This window comes from Corynebacterium guangdongense (assembly GCF_030408915.1).
GTDB classification, from domain to species: Bacteria; Actinomycetota; Actinomycetes; order Mycobacteriales; family Mycobacteriaceae; genus Corynebacterium; species Corynebacterium guangdongense.
Genome location: NZ_CP047654.1, coordinates 2,506,375 through 2,526,701, shown reverse-complemented (window position 1 = coordinate 2,526,701; position 20,327 = coordinate 2,506,375). Strand labels below are relative to the sequence as shown.

The 20,327-nt window shown below is 68.2% G+C and carries 20 protein-coding genes; 9 read left to right on the top strand and 11 right to left on the bottom strand.

Annotated elements, in window-relative coordinates; translation table 11 throughout:
- Together CGUA_RS11930 and CGUA_RS11925 are read left to right on the top strand one after the other, a co-directional pair.
- Window positions 1–426, top strand: a complete 426-nt coding sequence (locus CGUA_RS11930) for a YbjN domain-containing protein (RefSeq protein ID WP_290195954.1) — start codon at window positions 1–3, stop codon at window positions 424–426.
- Window positions 423–824, top strand: coding sequence for a type III secretion system chaperone family protein (locus CGUA_RS11925; protein WP_290195952.1), 402 nt, complete (start codon window positions 423–425; stop codon window positions 822–824). Before CGUA_RS11930 ends, CGUA_RS11925 begins: the two co-directional genes overlap by 4 nt.
- A gap of 3 nt (window positions 825–827) precedes the next feature.
- On the opposite strand, the gene CGUA_RS11920 is transcribed toward CGUA_RS11925, so the two are convergent.
- The 3 genes from CGUA_RS11920 to CGUA_RS11910 form a co-directional block, all read right to left on the bottom strand.
- Entirely contained in the window at window positions 828–1,277 is a 450-nt protein-coding gene (locus CGUA_RS11920; protein ID WP_290195949.1) for a GNAT family N-acetyltransferase, read from the bottom strand.
- Window positions 1,278–1,357: 80 nt separating this feature from the next.
- Window positions 1,358–2,881: an HNH endonuclease gene (locus CGUA_RS11915; protein WP_290195947.1), complete on the bottom strand. Its 1,524-nt coding sequence runs from the start codon at window positions 2,879–2,881 to the stop codon at window positions 1,358–1,360.
- A 102-nt stretch (window positions 2,882–2,983) separates the two neighbouring features.
- Window positions 2,984–4,351, bottom strand: coding sequence for an FAD-dependent oxidoreductase (locus CGUA_RS11910; RefSeq protein ID WP_290195945.1), 1,368 nt, complete (start codon window positions 4,349–4,351; stop codon window positions 2,984–2,986).
- 331 nt (window positions 4,352–4,682) lie between these two features.
- On the opposite strand from CGUA_RS11910, the gene pta reads away from it, so the two are divergent.
- Together pta and CGUA_RS11900 are read left to right on the top strand one after the other, a co-directional pair.
- A complete protein-coding gene (pta, locus tag CGUA_RS11905) occupies window positions 4,683–6,056 on the top strand; it encodes a phosphate acetyltransferase (RefSeq protein WP_290195943.1) in 1,374 nt (457 codons plus the stop codon).
- Window positions 6,056–7,282, top strand: coding sequence for an acetate kinase (locus tag CGUA_RS11900; protein ID WP_290195941.1), 1,227 nt, complete (start codon window positions 6,056–6,058; stop codon window positions 7,280–7,282). Before pta ends, CGUA_RS11900 begins: the two co-directional genes overlap by 1 nt.
- A 6-nt stretch (window positions 7,283–7,288) precedes the next feature.
- Here the strand turns inward: CGUA_RS11900 and CGUA_RS11895 are convergent, their stop codons facing one another.
- The 3 genes from CGUA_RS11895 to CGUA_RS11885 are packed head-to-tail and all read right to left on the bottom strand — an operon-like array spanning window position 7,289 to window position 12,292.
- The gene (locus tag CGUA_RS11895; RefSeq protein ID WP_290195939.1) at window positions 7,289–9,811 is read right to left on the bottom strand and encodes a serine/threonine protein kinase; all 2,523 of its coding nucleotides are present in this window, start codon (window positions 9,809–9,811) and stop codon (window positions 7,289–7,291) included.
- Window positions 9,774–10,832: a transporter substrate-binding domain-containing protein gene (locus CGUA_RS11890; protein WP_290195937.1), complete on the bottom strand. Its 1,059-nt coding sequence runs from the start codon at window positions 10,830–10,832 to the stop codon at window positions 9,774–9,776. The genes CGUA_RS11895 and CGUA_RS11890 overlap by 38 nt, the downstream gene beginning before the upstream one ends.
- Complete coding sequence (locus tag CGUA_RS11885; RefSeq protein WP_290195936.1) at window positions 10,832–12,292, bottom strand: GlnX family signal transduction membrane protein; 1,461 nt, start codon at window positions 12,290–12,292, stop codon at window positions 10,832–10,834. The genes CGUA_RS11890 and CGUA_RS11885 overlap by 1 nt, the downstream gene beginning before the upstream one ends.
- A gap of 79 nt (window positions 12,293–12,371) precedes the next feature.
- Between CGUA_RS11885 and CGUA_RS11880 the strand changes: the two genes are divergently transcribed.
- The 3 genes from CGUA_RS11880 to CGUA_RS11870 are packed head-to-tail and all read left to right on the top strand — an operon-like array spanning window position 12,372 to window position 14,576.
- On the top strand, window positions 12,372–12,884 hold the full coding sequence (locus tag CGUA_RS11880; protein WP_290195934.1) for an NUDIX domain-containing protein: 513 nt from the start codon (window positions 12,372–12,374) through the stop codon (window positions 12,882–12,884).
- Between the two features lie 25 nt (window positions 12,885–12,909).
- Complete coding sequence (locus CGUA_RS11875; protein ID WP_290195932.1) at window positions 12,910–13,821, top strand: ABC transporter ATP-binding protein; 912 nt, start codon at window positions 12,910–12,912, stop codon at window positions 13,819–13,821.
- The gene (locus tag CGUA_RS11870; RefSeq protein WP_290195930.1) at window positions 13,821–14,576 is read left to right on the top strand and encodes a multidrug ABC transporter permease; all 756 of its coding nucleotides are present in this window, start codon (window positions 13,821–13,823) and stop codon (window positions 14,574–14,576) included. The genes CGUA_RS11875 and CGUA_RS11870 overlap by 1 nt, the downstream gene beginning before the upstream one ends.
- Before the next feature lie 123 nt (window positions 14,577–14,699).
- Here CGUA_RS11870 and CGUA_RS11865 read toward each other — a convergent pair whose 3' ends face one another.
- The 5 genes from CGUA_RS11865 to CGUA_RS11845 are packed head-to-tail and all read right to left on the bottom strand — an operon-like array spanning window position 14,700 to window position 19,120.
- Window positions 14,700–16,187 (bottom strand): phospholipase D-like domain-containing protein, encoded by a 1,488-nt coding sequence (locus CGUA_RS11865; protein ID WP_290195928.1) that lies wholly within the window; start codon window positions 16,185–16,187, stop codon window positions 14,700–14,702.
- A 10-nt stretch (window positions 16,188–16,197) separates the two neighbouring features.
- Window positions 16,198–17,025, bottom strand: coding sequence for an exodeoxyribonuclease III (locus CGUA_RS11860; protein WP_290195926.1), 828 nt, complete (start codon window positions 17,023–17,025; stop codon window positions 16,198–16,200).
- Between the two features lie 55 nt (window positions 17,026–17,080).
- The gene (locus CGUA_RS11855; protein ID WP_290195924.1) at window positions 17,081–17,506 is read right to left on the bottom strand and encodes a VOC family protein; all 426 of its coding nucleotides are present in this window, start codon (window positions 17,504–17,506) and stop codon (window positions 17,081–17,083) included.
- A 24-nt stretch (window positions 17,507–17,530) separates the two neighbouring features.
- Window positions 17,531–18,520 carry an N-acetylglutamate synthase, CG3035 family gene (locus CGUA_RS11850; protein ID WP_290195922.1) on the bottom strand — a complete coding sequence of 330 codons (990 nt, stop codon included), beginning with the start codon at window positions 18,518–18,520 and terminating at the stop codon, window positions 17,531–17,533.
- Window positions 18,521–19,120, bottom strand: a complete 600-nt coding sequence (locus CGUA_RS11845) for a peptide deformylase (protein ID WP_290195919.1) — start codon at window positions 19,118–19,120, stop codon at window positions 18,521–18,523.
- Window positions 19,121–19,135: 15 nt separating this feature from the next.
- On the opposite strand from CGUA_RS11845, the gene CGUA_RS11840 reads away from it, so the two are divergent.
- Together CGUA_RS11840 and CGUA_RS11835 are read left to right on the top strand one after the other, a co-directional pair.
- Complete coding sequence (locus CGUA_RS11840; protein WP_290195916.1) at window positions 19,136–19,369, top strand: DUF3263 domain-containing protein; 234 nt, start codon at window positions 19,136–19,138, stop codon at window positions 19,367–19,369.
- Window positions 19,370–19,519: 150 nt separating this feature from the next.
- Window positions 19,520–20,314 carry a LytR C-terminal domain-containing protein gene (locus CGUA_RS11835; RefSeq protein ID WP_290195914.1) on the top strand — a complete coding sequence of 265 codons (795 nt, stop codon included), beginning with the start codon at window positions 19,520–19,522 and terminating at the stop codon, window positions 20,312–20,314.
- The last annotated feature ends 13 nt before the right edge of the window (window positions 20,315–20,327 follow it).

Genomic DNA, 20,327 nt, shown 5'->3' with positions numbered 1-20,327 from the left:
ATGCAGCCGATTCAGCCCCGCGACGAGCGGGAGACGCCGCCGCTGACTGTCTCCCGCGTCCGGAAGGTCCTGGCCGCCCGGCAGGTCGAGTATCTGACCGCCGAGTCAGGCGACACGGGCATCCGGTGGGAGGATCGCGTCTACTGGGTCGGCGTCGCCGGAGAGGTCGCCACAGTCAGCTCGACGTGGCCGGGCACTCTGCCCGTCGACAAGCTCGAGGGCCTGCGCGGCTTCATCCGTGACTGGCACGCGGGCAACTACTGGCCGAAGCTCGTCTACGGCATCAACGACGACGGCTCCCTGACCGTGTCCGCCCAGGTCAGCGCAGACTGGGAGACCGGGGTCGCCGACCGTCAGCTCGATGACATGCTGTCCATGTCCGTCGCCAAGATTCGTGAGGCCTTCCGGGGAGTGGAGGAACTGTGAATGACCACGTCGTCGACCTGAGCTACGACCTTATCCGTCGCGTCCTCGCCGAGGAGGGCTGGAGCCATGTCGACGCTCCCGGCGACGCCCTCGCCGTCCTCTTCGAGGACGCCGACTTCATCGTGTCCATCGCAGGAGACGTCCTGGTGGTCACCGGTCTCGTCGACGCCCGCGGGTTCTCCCCGGAACAGATCGACGACCTCATCGAGACCTGGCACCGGAGCCGTCCCTGGCCGACCTGCCACCGGACACTCGAGGAGGACGGCTCGGTCACCGTCGTGACCGAGGTGGCGGGCTTCTACCCCTCCGGACTCTCGGCCGACCAGGCCGCCACGCACCTGCGCAGCGCCGTCGGCAGCACCCAGGCGCTGGTGGCGCGCCTCGACGCCGAGCGCTGAGGTTTAGCTGCGCTTCAGGCGCATGAGCTGGTGGGGCACTCCGGTGTCGTCGTAGGGCTCGCCCTCAGCTTCAAACCCGAAGCCGGCGTAGTAGTCGACGAGCGGCGCCTGGGCCTCGAGGACGACGTCCCTGCCCGGGGCGCGCTCGGCGGCGACCTTCAGGGCCTCCTCGAACAGCTGACGGGCGACCCCGGACCCGCGGTGGTCGGGAGCGACCGCGAAGCGGCCGATGACGCAGTCGTCCCCGCGGGGGAAGACGCGGGCGGTGCCGATGAGGGAGCCGTCCTTGCGGGCCAGGAGGTGCCAAGTGGTCGACTCGGCGTCGATGTCGTCGATCTCTGCGTAGGGGGTCGTCTGTTCGGCGACAAAGATGTCCACGCGCAGCTTGTAGAGCTCGTGGACCTCGCGTGCCGACAGATCGATGAGTCGGCTGGTTGAGATGTAGTCGGGCATGCGGACATCATAGTTTCCGCGGGCACGAGTGGGTAATTGCCCGGGGTCCGGATGGCCCACGCACACGTGTGCGTGTTCGGCTAGGCCAGATCCGCGAAGGACAGGTTGTCCAGGTCCCACCGCTGGAGCAGCGCCTCGTCGCCCTTCGGCACCGGGCCCTCGAAGTACCGGTCCGCGTCCGGGTTGCGCCGGGGTGCGCCGCGTCTGGTGGAGGTGAAGGATCGGCCGCCGGGGTAGCGGAAATGGATTCTGGCGGGGTCGTGTTCGTCGATGTGCACCGTGACCGTCCCCTCGGTGACCAGCGCGTGACATCCGCTGCACAACAGGACCAGGTTCACGGTGTCCGTCGGCCCGCCCTGCGCGTAACGGTGGATGTGGTGGAACTCCAGGAACCTGGTGTTCGGGCAGCCCGGCCCGGCGCACTGGTGGCCCCACTGCGTGAGCAGAGCCTCCTCGACCTTCTTGGGGAGCACCCGGCTGCGACGGCAGGAGGCGATGATGGCGCCGGCGGGGTCCTGGAAGTGGATCTGCAGCATGCCGTTGAGAATGGTGTCCAGGAACCTGCTGGCCTCCTCGCCCAGGTGCTCGGGGATCCGGGGCAGCCCGTCGGGGCCGATGATCAGGTGCACCTCCGCCCCCGGGGCCCGGACGAGCGAGGTGGGGGTGCTGCGGGCGATGTGGGCCAGGGACATCAGCCCCATGAGCCGGGTTCGTGCTCTGGGGGAGCCGAAGCGCGTGCCCAGGCGGCCGGCGGGCACCATTCTCCTGCCCGGGGAATGATCCACGGGGGGACCGCCGTCATCCTCCCAGCCGCCGCGCTGGTCCTCCGGGACGTCATGGTCGGCGGCCGCGGCGGTGGCGGCGGAGAGATGCTCCTCCGCAGGCGGGGTCAGGACGTCGTCTGTGCTCAGCGGGCGCTCCGAGGTGGCCGGCGTGTCGTCAACCGCCTCCGCCGCGAGCTTCTCGTCGAGGTGGCCGAGAAGTTCGGCGGGGGAGAGGTCGGCGGGGACGTCGGTGTCCTTGAGCGCCCGAAGTCCCGCGAGCTCGCCTATCTTCAGCGCGGCGAGGAAAGCCGCGCCGTGCTCCGGGTTGAGCTGCCCGGAGAAGCGCAGCCACCCCGTTTCCTGGTCAATGCTGTAGGTGAAGCGCTCGGCGGGCCGGGGCGGGTCATCGTTGTCGGGCAGCCCGCTTAATTCGCGCCGGAGCTGGGCGTGTGTCAGGTTCAGCGCCAGGTCTAGCACTGTGTCGTGGTTTTCCTCGGTGAGGTAACGCAGGGCGAGCCGGACGTTGGAGTAGCTGAGGTTTCCGGTGAGGTAGTGCTCGAGGAAACGCGGCGCCTCCCGGAGCCGGCGGGCGACGGTCCGGTAGTCGGCGGCGGCCCGTTCGGACTGCCCGAAGAAGGTCGCCAACCACGCCGACACATCGGGCGATCCCTGGGCCGGAGCCATGTCGCGGGCGTCTAACTCCCCGAGCAGGGCGAGTCCGTGGGCGCGTTGCTGTTCGAATGACCCGAAGGTTGCAGTCAGTTCCGTCACGAGCGTGTCGTCGGCGGAGTGTGCGATTCGGCGGATGGTCTCTTGGGCCTGGATCAGTGTGGTCGACATCGATGCCCCCCGGCTCGAAAGTATGTTCTGTCCCTCAACATACAAGAGGGCCCGGACATCGCGGGAAAACGTGTCCGGGCCTGGGGTGATGCGTCGGCAAGCTTAGATGTTGTACTCCGGCTCGGCGGCGCGGACCATGTCCTCCCACTCGACGATCTTCTTGCGCTCGCGGCCCTCGGCCTCGCCCTGCTCGCGCTCGACGGCGTCGAGGCGGTGCCAGCCTTCCCAGGTGGTCGTCGCGATGCCGCGATCCTGGAGCAGCTGGGTGATCTTCTCGGGGTCGCGGTGCTCGGTCATCCTGAGCTTGTCGGCCTTGAAATCATCGAGCAGGGCGCTGGTGGTCTCCTTGGCGTCGGACTTGGTGTTGCCGATCAGGCCGACCGGGCCACGCTTGATCCAGCCGGTGGTATACAGGCCCTGAACGATCTCGCCCTCCGGTCCGGTCAGGACGCGGGCGCCGTCGTTCGGGATGATGGAGCGGTCGTCGTCGAAGGGGGCGCCCAGGACGCCGTCCGGGCGGTAGCCGACTGCGCTGTAGACCTGGTCGACCTCCCAGGTGGTGTACTGGCCGGTGCCGGTGACGCTGCCGTGACCGTCGAGCTCGGTGCGCTCGGTGACCAGGGCCGTGACCTTGCCGTTTTCGCCCTTGATCTCGACCGGGCTCTCGAAGAAGTGGATCTGGAGGGTGTGCGGGGCGCCCTTCGGCTCGCGCATGGCGTAACCCTCGAGGGTCTGGGCGACGAGGTCGACGGACTTGGACTCCCGTCGCGCGACCTCGGAGGCCTGGTCGTAGTCGATGTCCTCCGGGTCGACGACGACCTCGATGGTGTCGGAGTGGTCGAGTTCCTTGAGCTCCAGCGGCGTGAACTTGGCCTGGGCCGGGCCGCGGCGGCCGAAGACGTGAACCTCCTTGACGTCGGACTTCTTGAGGTTCTCGTAGACGTTGTCCGGGATTTCGGTGCTCAGCAGCTCGTCGGCGGTCTTAGCCAGGATGCGGGCGATGTCGAGGGCGACGTTGCCGACGCCGATGACGGCGACCTTCTCCGCATTGAGGTCCCAGTCGCGGGAGAAGTCCGGGTTGCCGTCGTAGAAACCGACGAACTGGCCGGCGCCGTAGACGCCCTCGAGGTCCGCGCCCGGGATGTTGAGGGCGCGGTCGGCGGTGGCGCCGGTGGAGAAGATGATGGCGTCGTAGTACTCCTGCAGCTCCTTGACGGAGATGTCACGGCCGATCTCGACGTTGCCGATGAAGCGGATCTGCTCCTGCTCCATGACGCGGTGAAGCGACTGGACGATGCCCTTGATGCGCGGATGGTCCGGTGCGACGCCGTAACGGATGAGGCCGAACGGGGTCGGCATCTTCTCGAAGAGGTCGATGGCGACGTCCGTGTCGGACTTGACCAGGAGGTCGGAGGCGTAGATGCCGGCGGGGCCGGCACCAATGATGGCAACGCGCAGTGGGGCGGTCATGAATGATCCTTTCGAACTGAGTGGTCCAGTCCTAATGTACTGAGTTGTCTACTAAATGGCTCGGGCTACGAGCCTACTTGTGCCGCTTAGCCTACGACATATCCAGGGCGCGATTATATGCAGCTCTGGACAGTATAGATAACATCAATACCCGCAAAAAAGGGTCCAAGTTCCCTGAAGAGTGGCACAGTGGAGGCTAGGATGGTTGACGCGCATGCTGGGCCAGTCACACCCTCCGGGACGCACTGGAGGTGTCACGTTCTGTGCCACGGGTGGCGAAAGCCACATTGAACAGCTTGGACAAGTTCTCAATCTACAAGGAAGGCTCATCGTGACCGACTCCCGCTCTGTCCTGCTCACAGTCATAGGCCGTAACTTTGACGGAATTGACGTCGCTGGACTCGCTGCCGGCAACCAGCTTGAGCTCGTGAATCTCAGCGATTATGAGCGGGACCTCCACCGCGTGGTCAACGAGTTCGCCGAACTCAGCGGCCACCTCTTCGTCGGGACCGGAAGCATCGCCTTCGACTCGCATGTCGCCGCGGCCCTCGGCGCCCCGGTCATCGTCGTCTACGACCGGCCGGGCGATCACGTCCAGCTCGCGGTCGCCGACATCGAGTGCTGCGGGGCCGTCGTCGCGGAGGCGTGCGACCCCGAGCGCCTGAGCGGGGCCGTCGGTCCGGCGCTGGAACTCGCCCTCGACACCGCCGCCGTCATCAGCCCGGCGCTGTTCGAGCACCGCCTGATCGTGCGGGCCCGCAACGCGAACTCGCACATCGTCCTCCCCGAGGGAGATGACGACCGCATCCTCGACGCCGCCAGCCAGGTCCTCGCCCAGGGCATCGCGGACGTGACCATCCTCGGCAACGCCAGCGACGTCCTCGAGCGTGCCCGGACCAACGGCTGGGACCTCTCCCGCGCCCAGATCATCGACCACCTGGAGAGCCCGTGGCTGGAGGAGTTCGCCGGGATCTTCGCCGAGCTGCGCAAGCACAAGGGCGTCACCCTCGAGCAGGCCCGCGAGACCATGAAGGACGTCTCCTATTTCGCCACGATGATGGTCTACAAGGGGCTGGCCGACGGCATGGTCTCCGGCGCCGTCCACACCACGGCGCACACCATCAAGCCGGCCCTGCAGATCATCAAGACGGTTCCGGAGGCCTCGGTGGTCTCCTCGATCTTCCTCATGATCATGCAGGGCAAGCGCTACGCCTTCGGCGACTCCGCGGTCAACCCGAACCCGACCGCCGACCAGCTCGGTGAGATCGCGGTCGTCTCCGCCCGCACGGCCGCCCAGTTCGGCGTCGACCCGAAGGTGGCGCTGCTGTCCTACTCCACCGGCGGTTCCGGCGCCGGCCCGGACGTCGAGAAGGTCATCGCCGCCACCCAGCGCGCGAAGGAGATCGCCCCGGAGCTGGCCATCGACGGCCCGCTGCAGTTCGACGCCGCCATGGAGCCCTCCGTGGCCCGGAAGAAGATGCCGGACTCCCCGGTCGCGGGTCAGGCCACCGTCATGATCTTCCCGGATCTGGACGCGGGCAACATCGGCTACAAGGCCGTCCAGCGCACCGCCGGCGCGCTCGCGGTCGGCCCCATCCTGCAGGGGCTGAAGAAGCCGGTCAACGACCTGTCCCGCGGCGCGACCGTCCCGGACATCGTCAACACCATCGCCATCACCGCTATCCAGGCCGGAGGTTCCCGCTAATGAGCTACGTTCTCGTCATCAACTCAGGTTCGTCGTCCATCAAATTCCAGATCGTCGACCCGGCCGCCAGGGCCAGCGAGGATCCGCTGGTCTCCGGCCTCGTCGAACAGATCGGGGAGACCAACGGCCGCCTGACCATCACCCACGCCGGTGAGAAGCACGTCTCCCAGCAGCCCATCGCCGACCACACCGACGGCCTCAAGCTGTCGATGCGTGCCCTTGACCGCCTCGGCGTCGGCCCGACCTCCCTCGACATCATCGCCGTCGGCCACCGCGTCGTCCACGGCGGCATGGTCTTCTCCGCACCCCAGCTCATCAGCGACCAGGTCGTCGAGATGATCCGCGACCAGATTCCGTTGGCGCCCCTGCACAACCCGGCCAACATCGACGGCATCGTCGTCGCCCGCGAGCTGCTGCCGGACATCCCGCACGTCGCGATCTTCGACACCGCCTTCTTCGCCGGGCTGCCGCCCGCGGCCGCCCTCTACGCGATCAACAGTGAGGTCGCCGCGGAGAACCAGATCCGCCGCTACGGCTTCCACGGCACCTCCCACGAGTTCGTCTCCCAGGCCGCCGCGGAGTTCCTGGACCGGCCGCTCGCCTCGCTCAACCAGATCACCCTGCACCTGGGCAACGGTGCGTCGGCAAGCGCGGTGCACGCCGGCGAGCCGATCGACACCACTATGGGCATGACCCCGCTGGCGGGTCTGGCGATGGGCACCCGCTCCGGCGACATCGACCCGGGCATCATCTTCCACCTGGCGCGCACGGCGAACATGTCGATCGACGAGATCGACAACCTGCTCAACAAGCGCTCGGGCGTCAAGGGCATCGCCGGAGTCAACGACTTCCGTGAGCTGCGCCAGATGATCGAGGAGGAGAACCAGGACGCCTGGCTCGCGTACTCGATCTACATCCACAAGCTACGCCACTTCATCGGCGCTTACATGATCGCCCTCGGCCGCGTGGACACCATCATCTTCACCGCCGGCGTGGGCGAGAACGACCGTTTCGTGCGCCGTGACGCGCTCGCCGACCTCGAGATGTACGGCATCAAGATCGACGAGGAGCGCAACCGGCTGCCCAACGACGGCCCGCGCCTGATCTCCGCCGACGATTCGGCGGTGCGCGTCCTGGTCATCCCCACCAACGAGGAGCTGGCCATCGCGCAGAAGGCCGCCGAGGTCGCCGCGGCGCAGCCCGACGCCGACCGGGTGGCCTTCTAGAACCAGCTAGAACCAGGTGGTCGGGCGCACCTGGTTCGCCATATCCACCAGCGCGTAGCGGTGGCGGGCGAAAGGCGCGGCGCGGGCCTGCTCCCGCAGCGTGTCCGACAGCCCGTGACGCAACCCGCGCTGGGTGAAGCTGTACTCGAACAGGGCGTTGCTTGCCGACGCCCTGTCCAGCCCTTTCTGGCGCAGGAAATTAAGCCCAGCCGTCATCACCGCGATCTTGATCTGCAGGAAGCGGGGCTCGGAGTTCGGGATCTCCTCCAGCCGCCGGGCCGCGCGGCGGATGCGGGACTCGCTCAGCTCGCCGCCGATGAGCTCGAGAATCGTCGTCAGACGGGCCATACGGTGGTGGCGGGAGGACTGCGGGACGCGGTCGAGCGCGGCCACCGCGGACTCGGTGAGCCCCTCGGCGACCAGCTGGCGGGAGAGGCCGAAGGCGGAGGACACGGTCGTCAGGTTCGTCGCCCAGATCATGCCGTAGAGACGCAAGGTGTGGAAGCGCAGCTGGGCCGGATCGGTGGTGACGTGCGACCAGTTCTCACCGAGGCTCCGGTAGAACTCCGAATCCACATCGGCGAGGTTCGTGGTCAGCCCGCTGGCCGCGTTGGCGAGCTTCGGTTCCAGCAGCGGGGTGTCCTGGTAGTCCATCGACTGCAGCAGCAGTTCGTCGATGGCCGCCAGCCCCAGCTTCGGGGCAGCCTCGCCGGGCAGGATGGCGAGGACTTTGGCGAAGTGCGCCTGGGCGTGGCCGAAGTCGTCGACGAGCGTCGACGCCACCCCGCTGTACCACTGGAAGCGCCAGTCCTCCTGGAACCGGTCCTGGAGGCTGAGCAGCCAGGACTGCGCCTGGTCGGTGAAGCCCAGGTCGAGCATGGTGCGGACCACACCGAAAGGGATCTCCGCGGAGTGCTCGTACTCCGGCGTCTGCGTCGCCTGGCGCAGGGTCTCCAGGGCCTCGAGCGGCTCGGCGTAGGAGGAACCCGACAGCAGCGCCGCACCGACGTCGGAGCGGTCGATCAGGGGAGTGGGGAGCGCGGCCACCACCTCCTCGGAGGTGACTTTGGAGGTGCGCTCGATGCCGTCGATGAGCTGGTCCGTGCGGAAAACCAGGTGCTTGGTGCCGAAAGTCGTACGCTGCGGGGAGAACAGGGAGTGCTGCGCCGGGTGCTGGACGCCGTCGCGCAGGGCGATGACCTCACGCAGCACCCCGTAGAGCTGGGTCTCCAGTTCCGCGACGGAGCGGAAGCGCTTCGCCGGCTCCGGATGCGTCGCCCGCTGGAGCAGGCGGTAGTAGGAGAGGAAGCGCCGGAACTGGGGCTCATCGGTGGGGGAGGGCAGCCCCTCGGCGTAGACCCCGTTCTCCTTCGGCAGGTCGATCGTCATCGCCGCCAGCGTGCGCCCGATCGTGTAGATGTCCGACGCGATCGACGGCCCCTCCGAGGAGACCTCCGGGGCCTGGAACCCCTTCGTGCCGTAGATGTAGCCGAAGGAGCCGATGCCGGTCACCGCGCCCAGGTCGATGAGCTTGACCTGGTCCTCGGTGATGATGATGTTGTCCGGCTTCAGGTCGTTGTAGACCACCCCGCGCGAGTGCAGGTACTCCAGGGCCGGCAGCACTTCGATGATGTAGGCGATGGCCACGTCGATGGGGAAGAGCTGGTCCACCTGGGCGTCGCGGCGCTCCTTCAGGCTGGGCCCGCCGACGTACTCCATGACGATGAAGCCGCCGGGCACGCGCGGGTCGTCGATGAAGTTGTAGATCTTCACGATGCCCGGGTGCGTGATGTCCGCCAGGAACTCCCGCTCCGCCCGCGCCGTCGCCGTCTCCTCGTCCGACTTGTGCGACTGCAACCCCTTGAGGACCACCAGCCGGTTGGAGACGAAGGAGTCGTTGGCCAGGTAGATCCAGCCCATGCCTCCGTGCGCGATGACGCCGAGGATTTCGTACTGACCGGCGACCAGGTCCCCCGGGCTCAGCTGCGGCTCCGGCACGCCGCGCTCGATCGCCGGCTGCGGGTCCCGCAGCGTCTGATCCGGGCTGGTGCGCACGATGAACGGCAGATTGACCATGCCGTCGGCCACCGGCCGGGCGGTGCGCTGGGCGCCGCGCCGGGAGCGGAAGGTGTCGATGGCCTCCCGGCGCGAGCGCTCCGACGCGTCCTCCTTCGTCGGCGCCGCTCGGCCCTCGCGGATGTCGTCGAGCTCCTGAATGAGCTGGGCGATCTCCTCGTCGGCGACCGCGTCGGCGTCGTCGTGGCTGGTGCCCGACCACGAGGAGCTGGTCTGCGGTTCGGAATCCTCGTCCTCGTCGTCATCGGCGAAGGGGTCGAAGGCCACCGCCTCGGTGAGGGGGTGTGCGTCGGTGTCCGCGGCCGTGGCCCCCTGGCCGTAATCGGCGTCGCCCTCGTCTTCGTCATCAGCGAAGGGGTCGAAGGCCACCGCCTCGGTGGAGATCAGCGGTTCCTCCGTGGACTCGTCACGGTCATCATCCCTCGGCTGGGGCGTCGTCGGCTGCGTAGGCATCGGCGGGTTCCTCCTCCCGGTAGTACAGGTCCGGCGGTCCGGCGGTGGTGAGGTTCGCCGAGAACCACTGTTCATACATGCGCCACCAGGTGCCGTCGGCGCGGATCCGCTCCAGGGTGGAGTTGACCTGGCGGACCAGGCCCGAGGAATCCTCCCCCGGGGTGGACTTCCGGATTCCGACGCCGTAGTTCTCCGAACCCAGCGACTCACCGGTGATGGTGGTGTACGGATCCTGCTCCGCTATACCCGAGAGAATCGTGGTGTCCGAGATGATCGCGTCGACCTGGCGTTCCTGCAGCGCGTAGAGGCAGTCGGACCAGCGGCGGGTCTTGAGCAGGATGGAGTAGGGCGCGGCCGCCCGGGCCTTGTCCAGCGCGGCGGTGTCGTCGGCGACGCAGACCACGCGGCCGGAGAGATCCCCGTAGCCCCGGATGTTCGGACCCGCCACCAGCATCCGGGTGTCCGCGCTGAGGTAGGGCGCCGAAAACTCCACCACCTCCTGGCGCTCCTCCGTGATGGTCAGCGTCCTGATGATGATGTCGACCTCCCGGGCGTCGAGCGGGCGGGCGCGGTCGACGGAATCGATGAAGCGGAAGTCCACCGCCTCCGGGTCCCCGAAGATGTCGCGGGCGATCTCCCGGGCCAGATCCACCTCGAAACCGATGAGTCGGCCGGTGATCACGTCCCGCGAGGACAACAGGTTCTGCGACTGGTCGACGCCCACGATGAGGCGGCCGCGTTCCACGATCCGCGGTACCCGCTCCTCGGGCGTGCGGTCGTCCGGGCGCAGCGAACCCACCACGTCCTGGTCGACGTTCTGCGCGGGGGACACCTCGCCCGGCTGCTCCAGCAGGGCGCCGGCGGGCAGCGGCGGACCGGCGGGGCGATCGCCCTGGAACTGCGAGTCGGTGGTCTCCACGGTGGAGGTGGACTCCCCGGGCAGGGGAAACCCGGTGCAGGCCGTCAGCGTGAGGCCGACGGCCAGGGTGAGCGCGGTGAGCGCGCGTCTGCGTGCTCTCATCAGAGGTACTCCTGGAGACGTGGCCGGATGCCGACCCAGATGGCGGCGATCGAGATCAGCGCCAGAATCATGACCGCGGTGGAGACCAGGTTCGTCGCCGCCAGGCCGGAGCCGATGAACGCCCGCATCGAGGCGCGCGCGTCGCTGCTGAGCGTGGTCAGGGCGTTGTCCAGGCGGTTGTACGCCCCCGTGGCCGTGGCCGGCTGGCCCGCGATGGGGATGTGGTCGGAGGACAGGTGCAGGGCGTACTCGTACTCACCCGACATCAGCGCGGCAGAGAGCTGCTCGTGGGCGATGCGCCACTCGCCGAGCGCGCGGCGGGCGTCGGCGATCGCCCGCTGATCCGCGCCGGGCGCCTGTGCGTAGGAGTCCACCGCCTGGGTGACGGCCCTGTCCATCTGGTGGAAGGATTCCGTGGTGGAGTCGACCGACTCGCGGCGCACCAGGGCCAGGGTCTCGGAGGTGCGCGCCTGCTGCGCCTGGATGCGGGCGGTGGTCAGGCGATCCCAGGGCTGCGACGCCTGCTCGAAACCCTGGGTGCCGGCCTGCCACGTGGCGAAGTTCGACGCCGAGACCCAGACGATCGCCACGATCATGAGCAGGGTCGCCGTCGCGAAGCCCTTGTTCAGGCGACGGTGGGTCACCCGCCACAGCCACCACTGCGCCAGCGTGAGGAACCCGACCGCCGCGAACAGCCCCGACAAGGGCACCCACTGGGGCTGGGAGAGGGACTGCTGCTGGTCACCCACCCGGTCGCTGGTCAGGGAGAACAGTTCGGCGGCGGCGGGCAGGATCCGGTCGCGCATGAGGGCCGAGGCGTTGGCCATGTAGGTCACGCCGACGGGGTTGCCGACCCGCGACTGTGCCCGCGCCGACTCCACCATGCCGGTGTAGACCGGCAGCTCCCGCTGGATGGTCGTGACCAGCTCGGACAGTGTGCGGTCCCCCGCCGGCAACCCCTCGGCGGCTCGGGTGGCGGCCACCGCCGCCCGGTCGATTGCCTGGTGGTACGCCGCCACCGAGTCGTCGGTTTCCACGCCGGGCTGCACGAAACCGGTGGTGGCGACCGTGTCGGCCTGGGAGAGATTCGAGTAGAGGTTGTGCGTGGTGTAGCTCAGCGGCTCCGTCGCCGAGAGCAGCACGTCCAGGGACTCCTGCCGCTGCGCGGAGGACTGCGACATCGAGTAGCCGGCGGCGAAGATGGCCACGCTCAGCAGCGTGGTGATCGCCAGCATGATGCCCGGGGTCGTGGTGAGGAAGGCGAAGACCAGGCGGGTGCGGCGGATGGGCCCCTCCACCAGCCCGGCGAACCACGCGGAACCGGTGACCGTGCCCTGCGCGGAGTCGTCGTTGTCGAGGTGATCGAGCCAGGAGTCCTGGACGGAGTCGCGCACGGCAGGCGCGGCGACGTCACCGGGGGAGACGCCCCGGTCACGCGCGTTTACCTGCGTATCAGCCATTGACCAAGAATAACCCGTGACCCGGCTCCCGTGCCACGGGCTCACCCCTGACCGCGGCGTTGCTAGTAAGTTGTTGGCTATGGAGGGAGACGGCAACGGTTGGTCGGCGGCACCGGACGGACGACAGGTGTGGGGGCGCTTCGGCGCCGCCGGGTTATTCCTCGTCGCTCCGCACCCCGAATCCGGCACCCCGGAACTGATGATGCAGCACCGTGCGGTGTGGACGAACGAGGGCGGGACCTGGGCCCTCCCGGGAGGCGCCCGGGACTCCCACGAGACCGCGGTCGACGCCGCGATTCGCGAGTCCGTCGAGGAGGCATCGCTGGACCCGGCCTACGTCGACGTGCGGGAGGCCATCGTCACCGCCGGGCCCTTCAGCGCCGACCCGGCCCGCCCCGACCTGCCCGGCGGGTGGACCTACACGACGGTTCTGGCCACCACCACGACCGGGGACCGCATCCCGCTCGAACCCGACGAGGAGTCGCTGGAGCTGCGCTGGGTGCCGCTGGACGGCGTCGAGAAGCTCCCGCTGCTGACAGCCTTCCGGCAGGCCTTCCCCATGCTGCGCGAGCGGGCGTCGCGCCTGAATTAGCGCCGCGTGTGGCACCCTGGGGGCCATGATCGACGTATCTAACCTGACCAAGGTGTATGGGCCGGTCCGGGCGGTGGACGACCTGTCGTTCCGCGTGAAACCCGGCATCGTCACCGGCTTCCTCGGGCCCAACGGCGCGGGCAAGTCCACGACCATGCGCATGATCCTCGGGCTCGACGCCCCGACCGTGGGCACCGCGACCATCAATGGCCGGCGCTACCGGGAACTGCCCCGCCCGTTGGCCACCGTCGGCGCGCTTCTCGACGCCAAAAGCGTCCACCCCAACCGCTCCGCCGCGAACCATCTGCGTTGGCTCGCCCAGTCGAACGGCATCCCCACCAGCCGCGTCGGGGAGGTCCTCGAGCTGGTCGGACTTTCCGACGTCGCCGGCAAGAAGGCCGGCGGCTTCTCCCTCGGCATGGGCCAGCGCCTCGGCCTCGCCGGCGCACTGCTCGGCGACCCCGAGGTCCTCATCCTCGACGAACCCGTCAACGGCCTCGACCCGGAAGGCATCCGCTGGGTTCGCGGGCTGCTCCGCGCCCTCGCCGCCGAGGGACGCACCGTGCTCGTCAGCTCCCACCTGCTCTCCGAGATGGCGCAGACCGCCGACAACCTCATCGTCATCGGACGCGGCCGCCTGGTGGCCGAGACCTCCGTGGCGGAGTTCATCCGCGAGCACTCGGCGGTCACCACCCGGGTGCGGACACCGGACGTCGACAAGCTCGGCGCGGCGCTGACCGCCGCGGGCATCGCCTTCACGAAGAGCGGCGACGGACTGGAGATCCCGGACCGCCCCACCGAGGAGATCGGCGCCCTCGCTTTCAACGCCGGCGTGATGCTCACCGAACTGAGCGGCGCCAAAGCCTCGCTGGAGGACGCCTACATGCGCACCACCCAGGACAGCGTGCAGTACACCGGACAGAAGGAGATCCGCTGATGTTCCACCACACCCTCCTGTCCGAATGGACGAAACTACGCACCACCGCCTCCTTCTGGTGGACCACCGGGCTCGTCCTCCTCGTCTCGATCGGCTGGGCCGGCCTCCTGGCCACCTTCACCCCGGACGGCCCCGGCGCCTTCATGACCCCCGACCTCGCCCACAGCGGCTTCCTCGTCTTCGGCGTCCCCGTCATCATGATCCAGGCAATCATGGTCGTGACCACGGAATACCGCTACGGGCTGCCCGCCGCCAACTTCCTCGCCACACCCCGCCGCTGGCAGGTCGCACTGGCCAAGGTCGTGCTCTACGCGGTGATCGCCGCCCTCCTCACCCTCGTCTGCCTGACGACGTCCTACTGGCTCTCCGACCTGCTCGCCCCGGCCTCGGTCTCCGAGTGGTACCGGCCCTTCGAAACCGACGCCGCCCGGCGCTACCTCTGGGCCTACCCGACGTTCATGGCCGTGCTGGTCGTGTTCTGCCAGGGCCTCGGCCTGCTGCTGCGCCAGACCGCGGGCACCGTCGCGCTCGCCCTGATCTGGTACCTGGGGCTGGAGCAGGCGGTCCGGCTCATCCCGCGCGTCGGCGAACGGATCCTGCGCTACCTGCCCTTCGAGAACCTCAACGCCGTCCTCGTCAACATGCCGGTGCGTGGCACCGAGTGGGACGTGTGGGTCTCCGCGCTCATCTTCCTCGCCTGGGCGGTGGTGGCCTGGGTCGCCGGCGTCGTCGTGCTGCAGCGCCGCGACGCGTAGGGGCGTTAAGTGCTTACGGTTTCCGGTGGGAGCGTTGCGGGGACGGGAACGCGTAAGCGGTTAGTGCTCCCCGGTCAGGCACCACTCCCATCGGCCTGACGACGCCGACCGCTGCGTCCTCGTCTACTGCAGCGCCGAGGTCAGCCGCATGATGTTGTCGATGTAGCGGCGCCAGAAACCGCGCTGGTTCCACTGCATCAGGGTGATGCGGCAGGACACGGACTTGTAGATTTCGCCGAGTTCGTAGAGCTGGTCGAGGAGGTTGCCCTTAGCCACCACCAGCGTCGATTCGTAGTTCAGGCCGAAGGAGCGCATGTCCAGGTTTGATGAGCCGAAGGCCCCCATGGCGTCGTTGCCGGACTCGCCGGGGTCCGCGACCACGAACTTCGTGTGCAGGACGTAGGGCGCGGGGAACTGCCAGATGTTGACGCCGGCCTCGAGGAGCTGCTGGTAGTAGGAGGACTGCGCATGGTGCACCATGAACTGGTCGGCCTGCTCGCTGACCAGTAGATCCACCCTGACGCCGCGGTAGCAGGCCGTGGTCACGGCCTCCATCATGGCTTCGTCGGGGATGAAGTAGGGCGAGCAGATGGTGAGGCGTTCCTTGGCGTGGTGGATGATCGAGTTGAACACGCGCAGGTTCGGCTCGGTGGTGTAGCCGGGGCCGGAGGGCAGCATCTGCACGACGTTGACGTCGTCGGTGACCTCGGGTTCGTGGTCTGCCGGGGCGGAGATGTCGAGGGCCTCCCCGGATTCCGTGTACCAGTCCACCGCGAAGACGGCCTCCAGGGAGGTGACGATTGGGCCGGTGAGCTCCACCATGAGGTCGATCCACTGGCGGCTGGCTCGCACGTGGTTGCGTACCAGGTAGCCGCGGTCGATCATGTTGAGCGAGCCGATGAAACCGACCCGGCCGTCGACGACGAGAATCTTGCGGTGGTTGCGCAGGTCGGGGCGGCGGAAGCGGAAGCGCCAGGGGGCCAGGGGGAGCATGGTGTGCCAGTCGACGCCGATCTCGGTGAAACGTTTGCCGAGTTTGAGGAATCCCGGGTATTTCAGGGATCCGATCTGGTCGTAGAGCAGTCGGACCTGGACGCCGCGCTGCACGGCGCGTTCCAGGGAGCGGTAGAAGACTTCGGTCGTCTCGTCCCAGGCCTGAATGTAGATCTCGACGTAGACGTATTTTTCGGCGGAGTCGACGACCTCGGCCATGCGCCGGATCGCCATGTCGTAGTCCGCCCAGAATCCTTTGTTGTGCCCGGTCACCGCAGGGAAGCCGGTCAGTTTCCGGTTGAGGCTGAGGATGGATTCCACCTCGGCGGAGAATTCGACGCTGCCGGGGTAGTTGGGGAGGTCGGCCTGCCGGTCGCTGATCATCACGTTCGCCTCCTGCTGGATGCGGTGGCGACGTGCGCTGACGAAACTCGAACTCATCAGCAGGTAGAGCGGAACGCCGGCCAACGGCAGGAAGAAGATCAGCAGCAGCCAGCCGTTCGCGGCGGAGGGCTTGCGCCCGTCCGGTACGACGCCCAGCGCGAGAATCTTGACCACCAGTTCGATGGTGAAGAGAATCCACTGCCAGAACGTGAAGTCGGGGATCAGGGCGTTCATGGGGGTGGGGTCAGCGGACTTCGTCGTACGCGGGGGCGGCGGCCGCGTCCAGGTTGAACTCCACGACCACCGGGGCGTGGTCGCTGGCGCCCTTGCCGCCTCGCTCCTCGACGTCGACGAAGGCGGAGGTGGCGGCGTCGGCAAGCGGGGCGGAGGCGAGCTGGAAGTCGATGCGCATGCCCTCGCCCTTCTGGAACCGCAGGGACTTGTAGTCCCAGTAGGTGTAGCGTTCTGCGGTCAGCGGGCGGGTGATTTCGGTGAGGCCGGATTCCTCGAGCATCTGGAAGGCGGCGCGCTCGGGTTCGGTGACGTGGGTCTTGCCCTCGAAGATGGAGATGTCCCACACGTCCTCGTCGCGGGGGGCGACGTTGAAGTCGCCGACGACCAGCAGCTTCTGGGCCGGGTCCGCCGCCAGTTCACGGCGCACGTGGGCGGAGAGCTGGTAGAGGAAGTCGAGCTTGTAGTCGTAGTGCGGGTCGAGGATGTCCCGGCCGTTGGGCACGTACAGGCTCCACACGCGCACCCCGCCGCAGGTGGCGCCGACGGCGCGGGCCTCGTCCACCGGATCGCCGTCCTTGGCGAACTTCGGCTGGTGCGGGAAGGCGTCGGAGACGTTGCTCAGGCCCACCCGGGAGACGATGGCGACGCCGTTCCACTGGTGGAAGCCGACGTGGGCGACCTCGTAGCCGGCGGCCTCGAAGACCGCGTAGGGGAACTTGTCGTCGGCGACCTTCGTCTCCTGCATCGCCAGGACGTCGATGTCGTGGCGGTGGAGAAAGTCGACGATCCGCTCAGCGCGGGTCCTGACCGAGTTCACGTTCCAGGTGGCGATACGCATGATGACCACAGTACAGCGTGGCCACCGCGCGATCGCCCGCAAGCCCGGGGGTCGGTCAGGCGCTGCCCGGGTCGGCCGAGATCTGCCAGAGCATGCCGAAGCGGTCCTTCACCTGGCCGAACCAGCCGCCCCACGGCGCCTTTTCGAAGGGCATCTCGACGGTCCCGCCGGTGTCGCTCAGCTTCGTGATCACCTCCCGGGCCTCCTCGGCGGTGTTCGCGTAGAGGGACATGGCCAGGCCACGCTCCTCAAGGGACTTGGGATCCGGTCCGAAATCGTCGCCGCCACTGATGTTCAGGTGCGGGCCGCGCAGGTCACCGTGCGCGACGATGCCCGGGGGAGGGGTGAAGGGGAACTGGGAGACGTCCATGTCGTCGTACTTCGCGATTTCCAGCTCGCCGCCGAAGAGGGACTGGTAGTAGGTGAGGACTTCCTCGGCGTTGCCCGGGAAGTCGATGTAGGGGCTTGTGCGGTATGTCACACCGCCCAGGCTACGCCCCCGGCGCTACTTTTTCACCGCGTAACGGTGCCGGTGCTGCTCGATGAAGCCCAGCTTTTCGTAGAGTCCGATGCCGGCGGTGTTGCTCGATATGACCTGCAGATACGCACTGTCCGCGCCGAGCTCGCGGCCCCAGCGCAGGATGCTGGCGCCCAGGAGGGTGCCGAGGCCCCGGCGTCGATGCGCCTCGTCGACCTCGACCGCCGAGTAGCCCAGCCAGACGGCGCCGTCCTCGGACTCCGTCAGGGTGGCGCGGGTGATCGCGACGGTCTCGCCCTCCCCGGTGCGCAGCTGGGCGAAGCCCATGGTCCCGTCGATGTCCTCGCGCAGCAGCTTCAGCGCCTCCACCGGCAGGGCCCGGCCGCGGAAGTGGTACTTCGAGAGCCATTGCTCGTCGGGCTGCTTGTCGACGCTGAACGTCAGCGCCCCCTCGCCCGGCAGCGAGGAGAGGTCGTCCAGGCGCCGGACCATCGTGAGGATTTCCGGGCCCAGCTCCCAGCCGCCGGCTTCGACCAGGCGCTCGGCCGGCTTGCCGATGCGCTCCGGGATGTGCAGCGTGACCGGGAGGTCGTGGCGTGCGTAGAAAGCCTCGATCTCCTCGAGCGGAACCGGGACGAAACCCGCGGAGCGGCCGAGCGGCGTCGCGGAATTGGAGCGCTCGGTGACGCCGTCGCCAGCCCGCATCAGCCACTGGCCGTCGGCCGTCCACGTGTGTTCGATGCCCGGGAAGGCTTTCGCGTAGGCGGTCTCGACGTGGCGGATGTCGGAGTTGCGGACCATGCGCGGCGAGAGCTTCTTGACGATGTGGACCTGCTCCTCCGGAATCACCACCACGTCCAGTGCGGAGGGGAAGCCGCCGACCTCCTGGGGCCGCACCGTCAGTGGATCCAGCGCGGTGACGTGTCCGATGACGTCGGAGAAACCTTCGGGAAGCCGGCGGCGGACCACGACGCGTTCGCCGACGGCCACCTTGTCGGAACGGAAAATGTGCGACATCTAGTGGCCGAAAGGATCGTCGTCGACGCCCGGCATCCAGGTGCGGCCCGGCTGGTCCCACCCGTTCTGCTTCACCATCTTCTTGGCGGCGCGCTTGTTCCGGCCGATGAGGGTGTCGGTGTACAGGAAGCCGTCGAGGTGGCCGACCTCATGCTGCAGGCAGCGGGCGAAGAAGCCGTAGCCCTCAATCTCGACCCGGTCACCGTTCTCGTCGGTGCCGGTGACCTTCGCCCAGTCGGCGCGGCCGGTCGGGAAGGACTCGCCCGGAACCGAGAGGCAGGCCTCCTGGTCGAGCTCCTCGTCCGGCATCGTCTTCGGGATCTCGGAGGTCTCGAGCACCGGGTTGATCACGGTGCCGCGACGCATGCCGCCGTCCGGCTTCTCGGTGCCGTCCGGACCCTCCATGTCGGGGCAGTTGTAGACGAACAGGCGCTTGTTGACGCCGATCTGGTTCGCCGCCAGGCCGACGCCATTGGCGACGTCCATGGTCTCGTGCATGTCCGCGATCAGTTCCGCGAGCTCCGCCGGTGACTCGGTGACCGGCTCGGTCGGGTTGTGCAGGACGGGGTCGCCGTGAATGACGATGGGCCGAATAGTCATGCCTATAGTTTAAGCATGCAGGACCTGACGGAAAACGACGCCCGTATCCTCGCCTTCGAGGAGCGGGGCATGCGCGCCGGCGGACGCAAGGATGAGGCCATCCGTGCCGAGCTCGGCATCAGTCCCGCCCGCTACTACCAGCGTCTCAACATGCTCATCGACGTCCCCGCCGCCATGGCGGAGTATCCGTCCATGACCGCCAGGCTGCGACGCCTGCGCCACCGCCGGGCGGAGGAACGGGGTTCGTAGGTAAAACCGCGGGTCACAACCCCCGGGTCAGTGCTGACCCTCGGTTTTGGGGAGAGGAAAGGACTGACCCGGGGTTTTTCACCCACGGATTTGTGGCGCGCCACTCCCCAAACGCCCCGAAATCCCCTCCGGCCCACTACTGTGGCCATTGTGACTGATGTGAATAATGAGACTTCTGCCAACCAGGACGGTTCCCGCGCCGCGTCCACCGGCTCCGGCGCCTCCGGACTCCCGCTCCGTGGTCTGGCGATGGTGCTGATCGCCGTCGCCGTGCTCTTCGGCCTGTGGGCCCTGTACTCCTTCACCCAGGGCGGCGACGACGAACGCGCCGCCACCGGCACCTCCCAGACCGTGTCCGAGTCGGCGAACGGACAGGCCGGCACCGTGACGCAGGATCCGACGACCGCAGGCGCCCCGGCCACGGAGGGCTCGGAGGGCGCGGAGGGCGCGGAGGCCACCGACAACCCGGCCGCCGCCGCCGACGCCGAGGGCACCGCGGCCCAGGAGCAGCCGACCAGCCCGGCCGCCGCCCCGAACAACGGCAACGTCGCGGCGCCGTCGGCGGGCGCGGGCGCCGGTGCCGCCGGCGGCGGGATCAGCGAGGCCGACGTCAAGAACGTCACCGTCAACGTGGTCAACAACTCCACCATCACCGGCCTGGCCGAGGAGACCTACAACGACCTGCGCGACCGCGGCTACAAGGTCGGCGAGCACGGCAACCTGCCGGAGCAGGAGCTGGACAACCCGCTGCCGGAGACCACCGTCTTCTACCACCCGGGCGACAAGGTCGGCCAGCGGGCCGCCGAGGAACTGGCCGAGCAGGTCGCCGACACCTACAAGGTGCCGACGACCACGGCGCCGAACATCGAGCAGCTTCCGGAGGGCACCGCCCGCCCCGGAAATGTCACCCTCGCACTCATCGGCGAACTGGCTCCCAGGCAGTAGACTCGGCGGCATC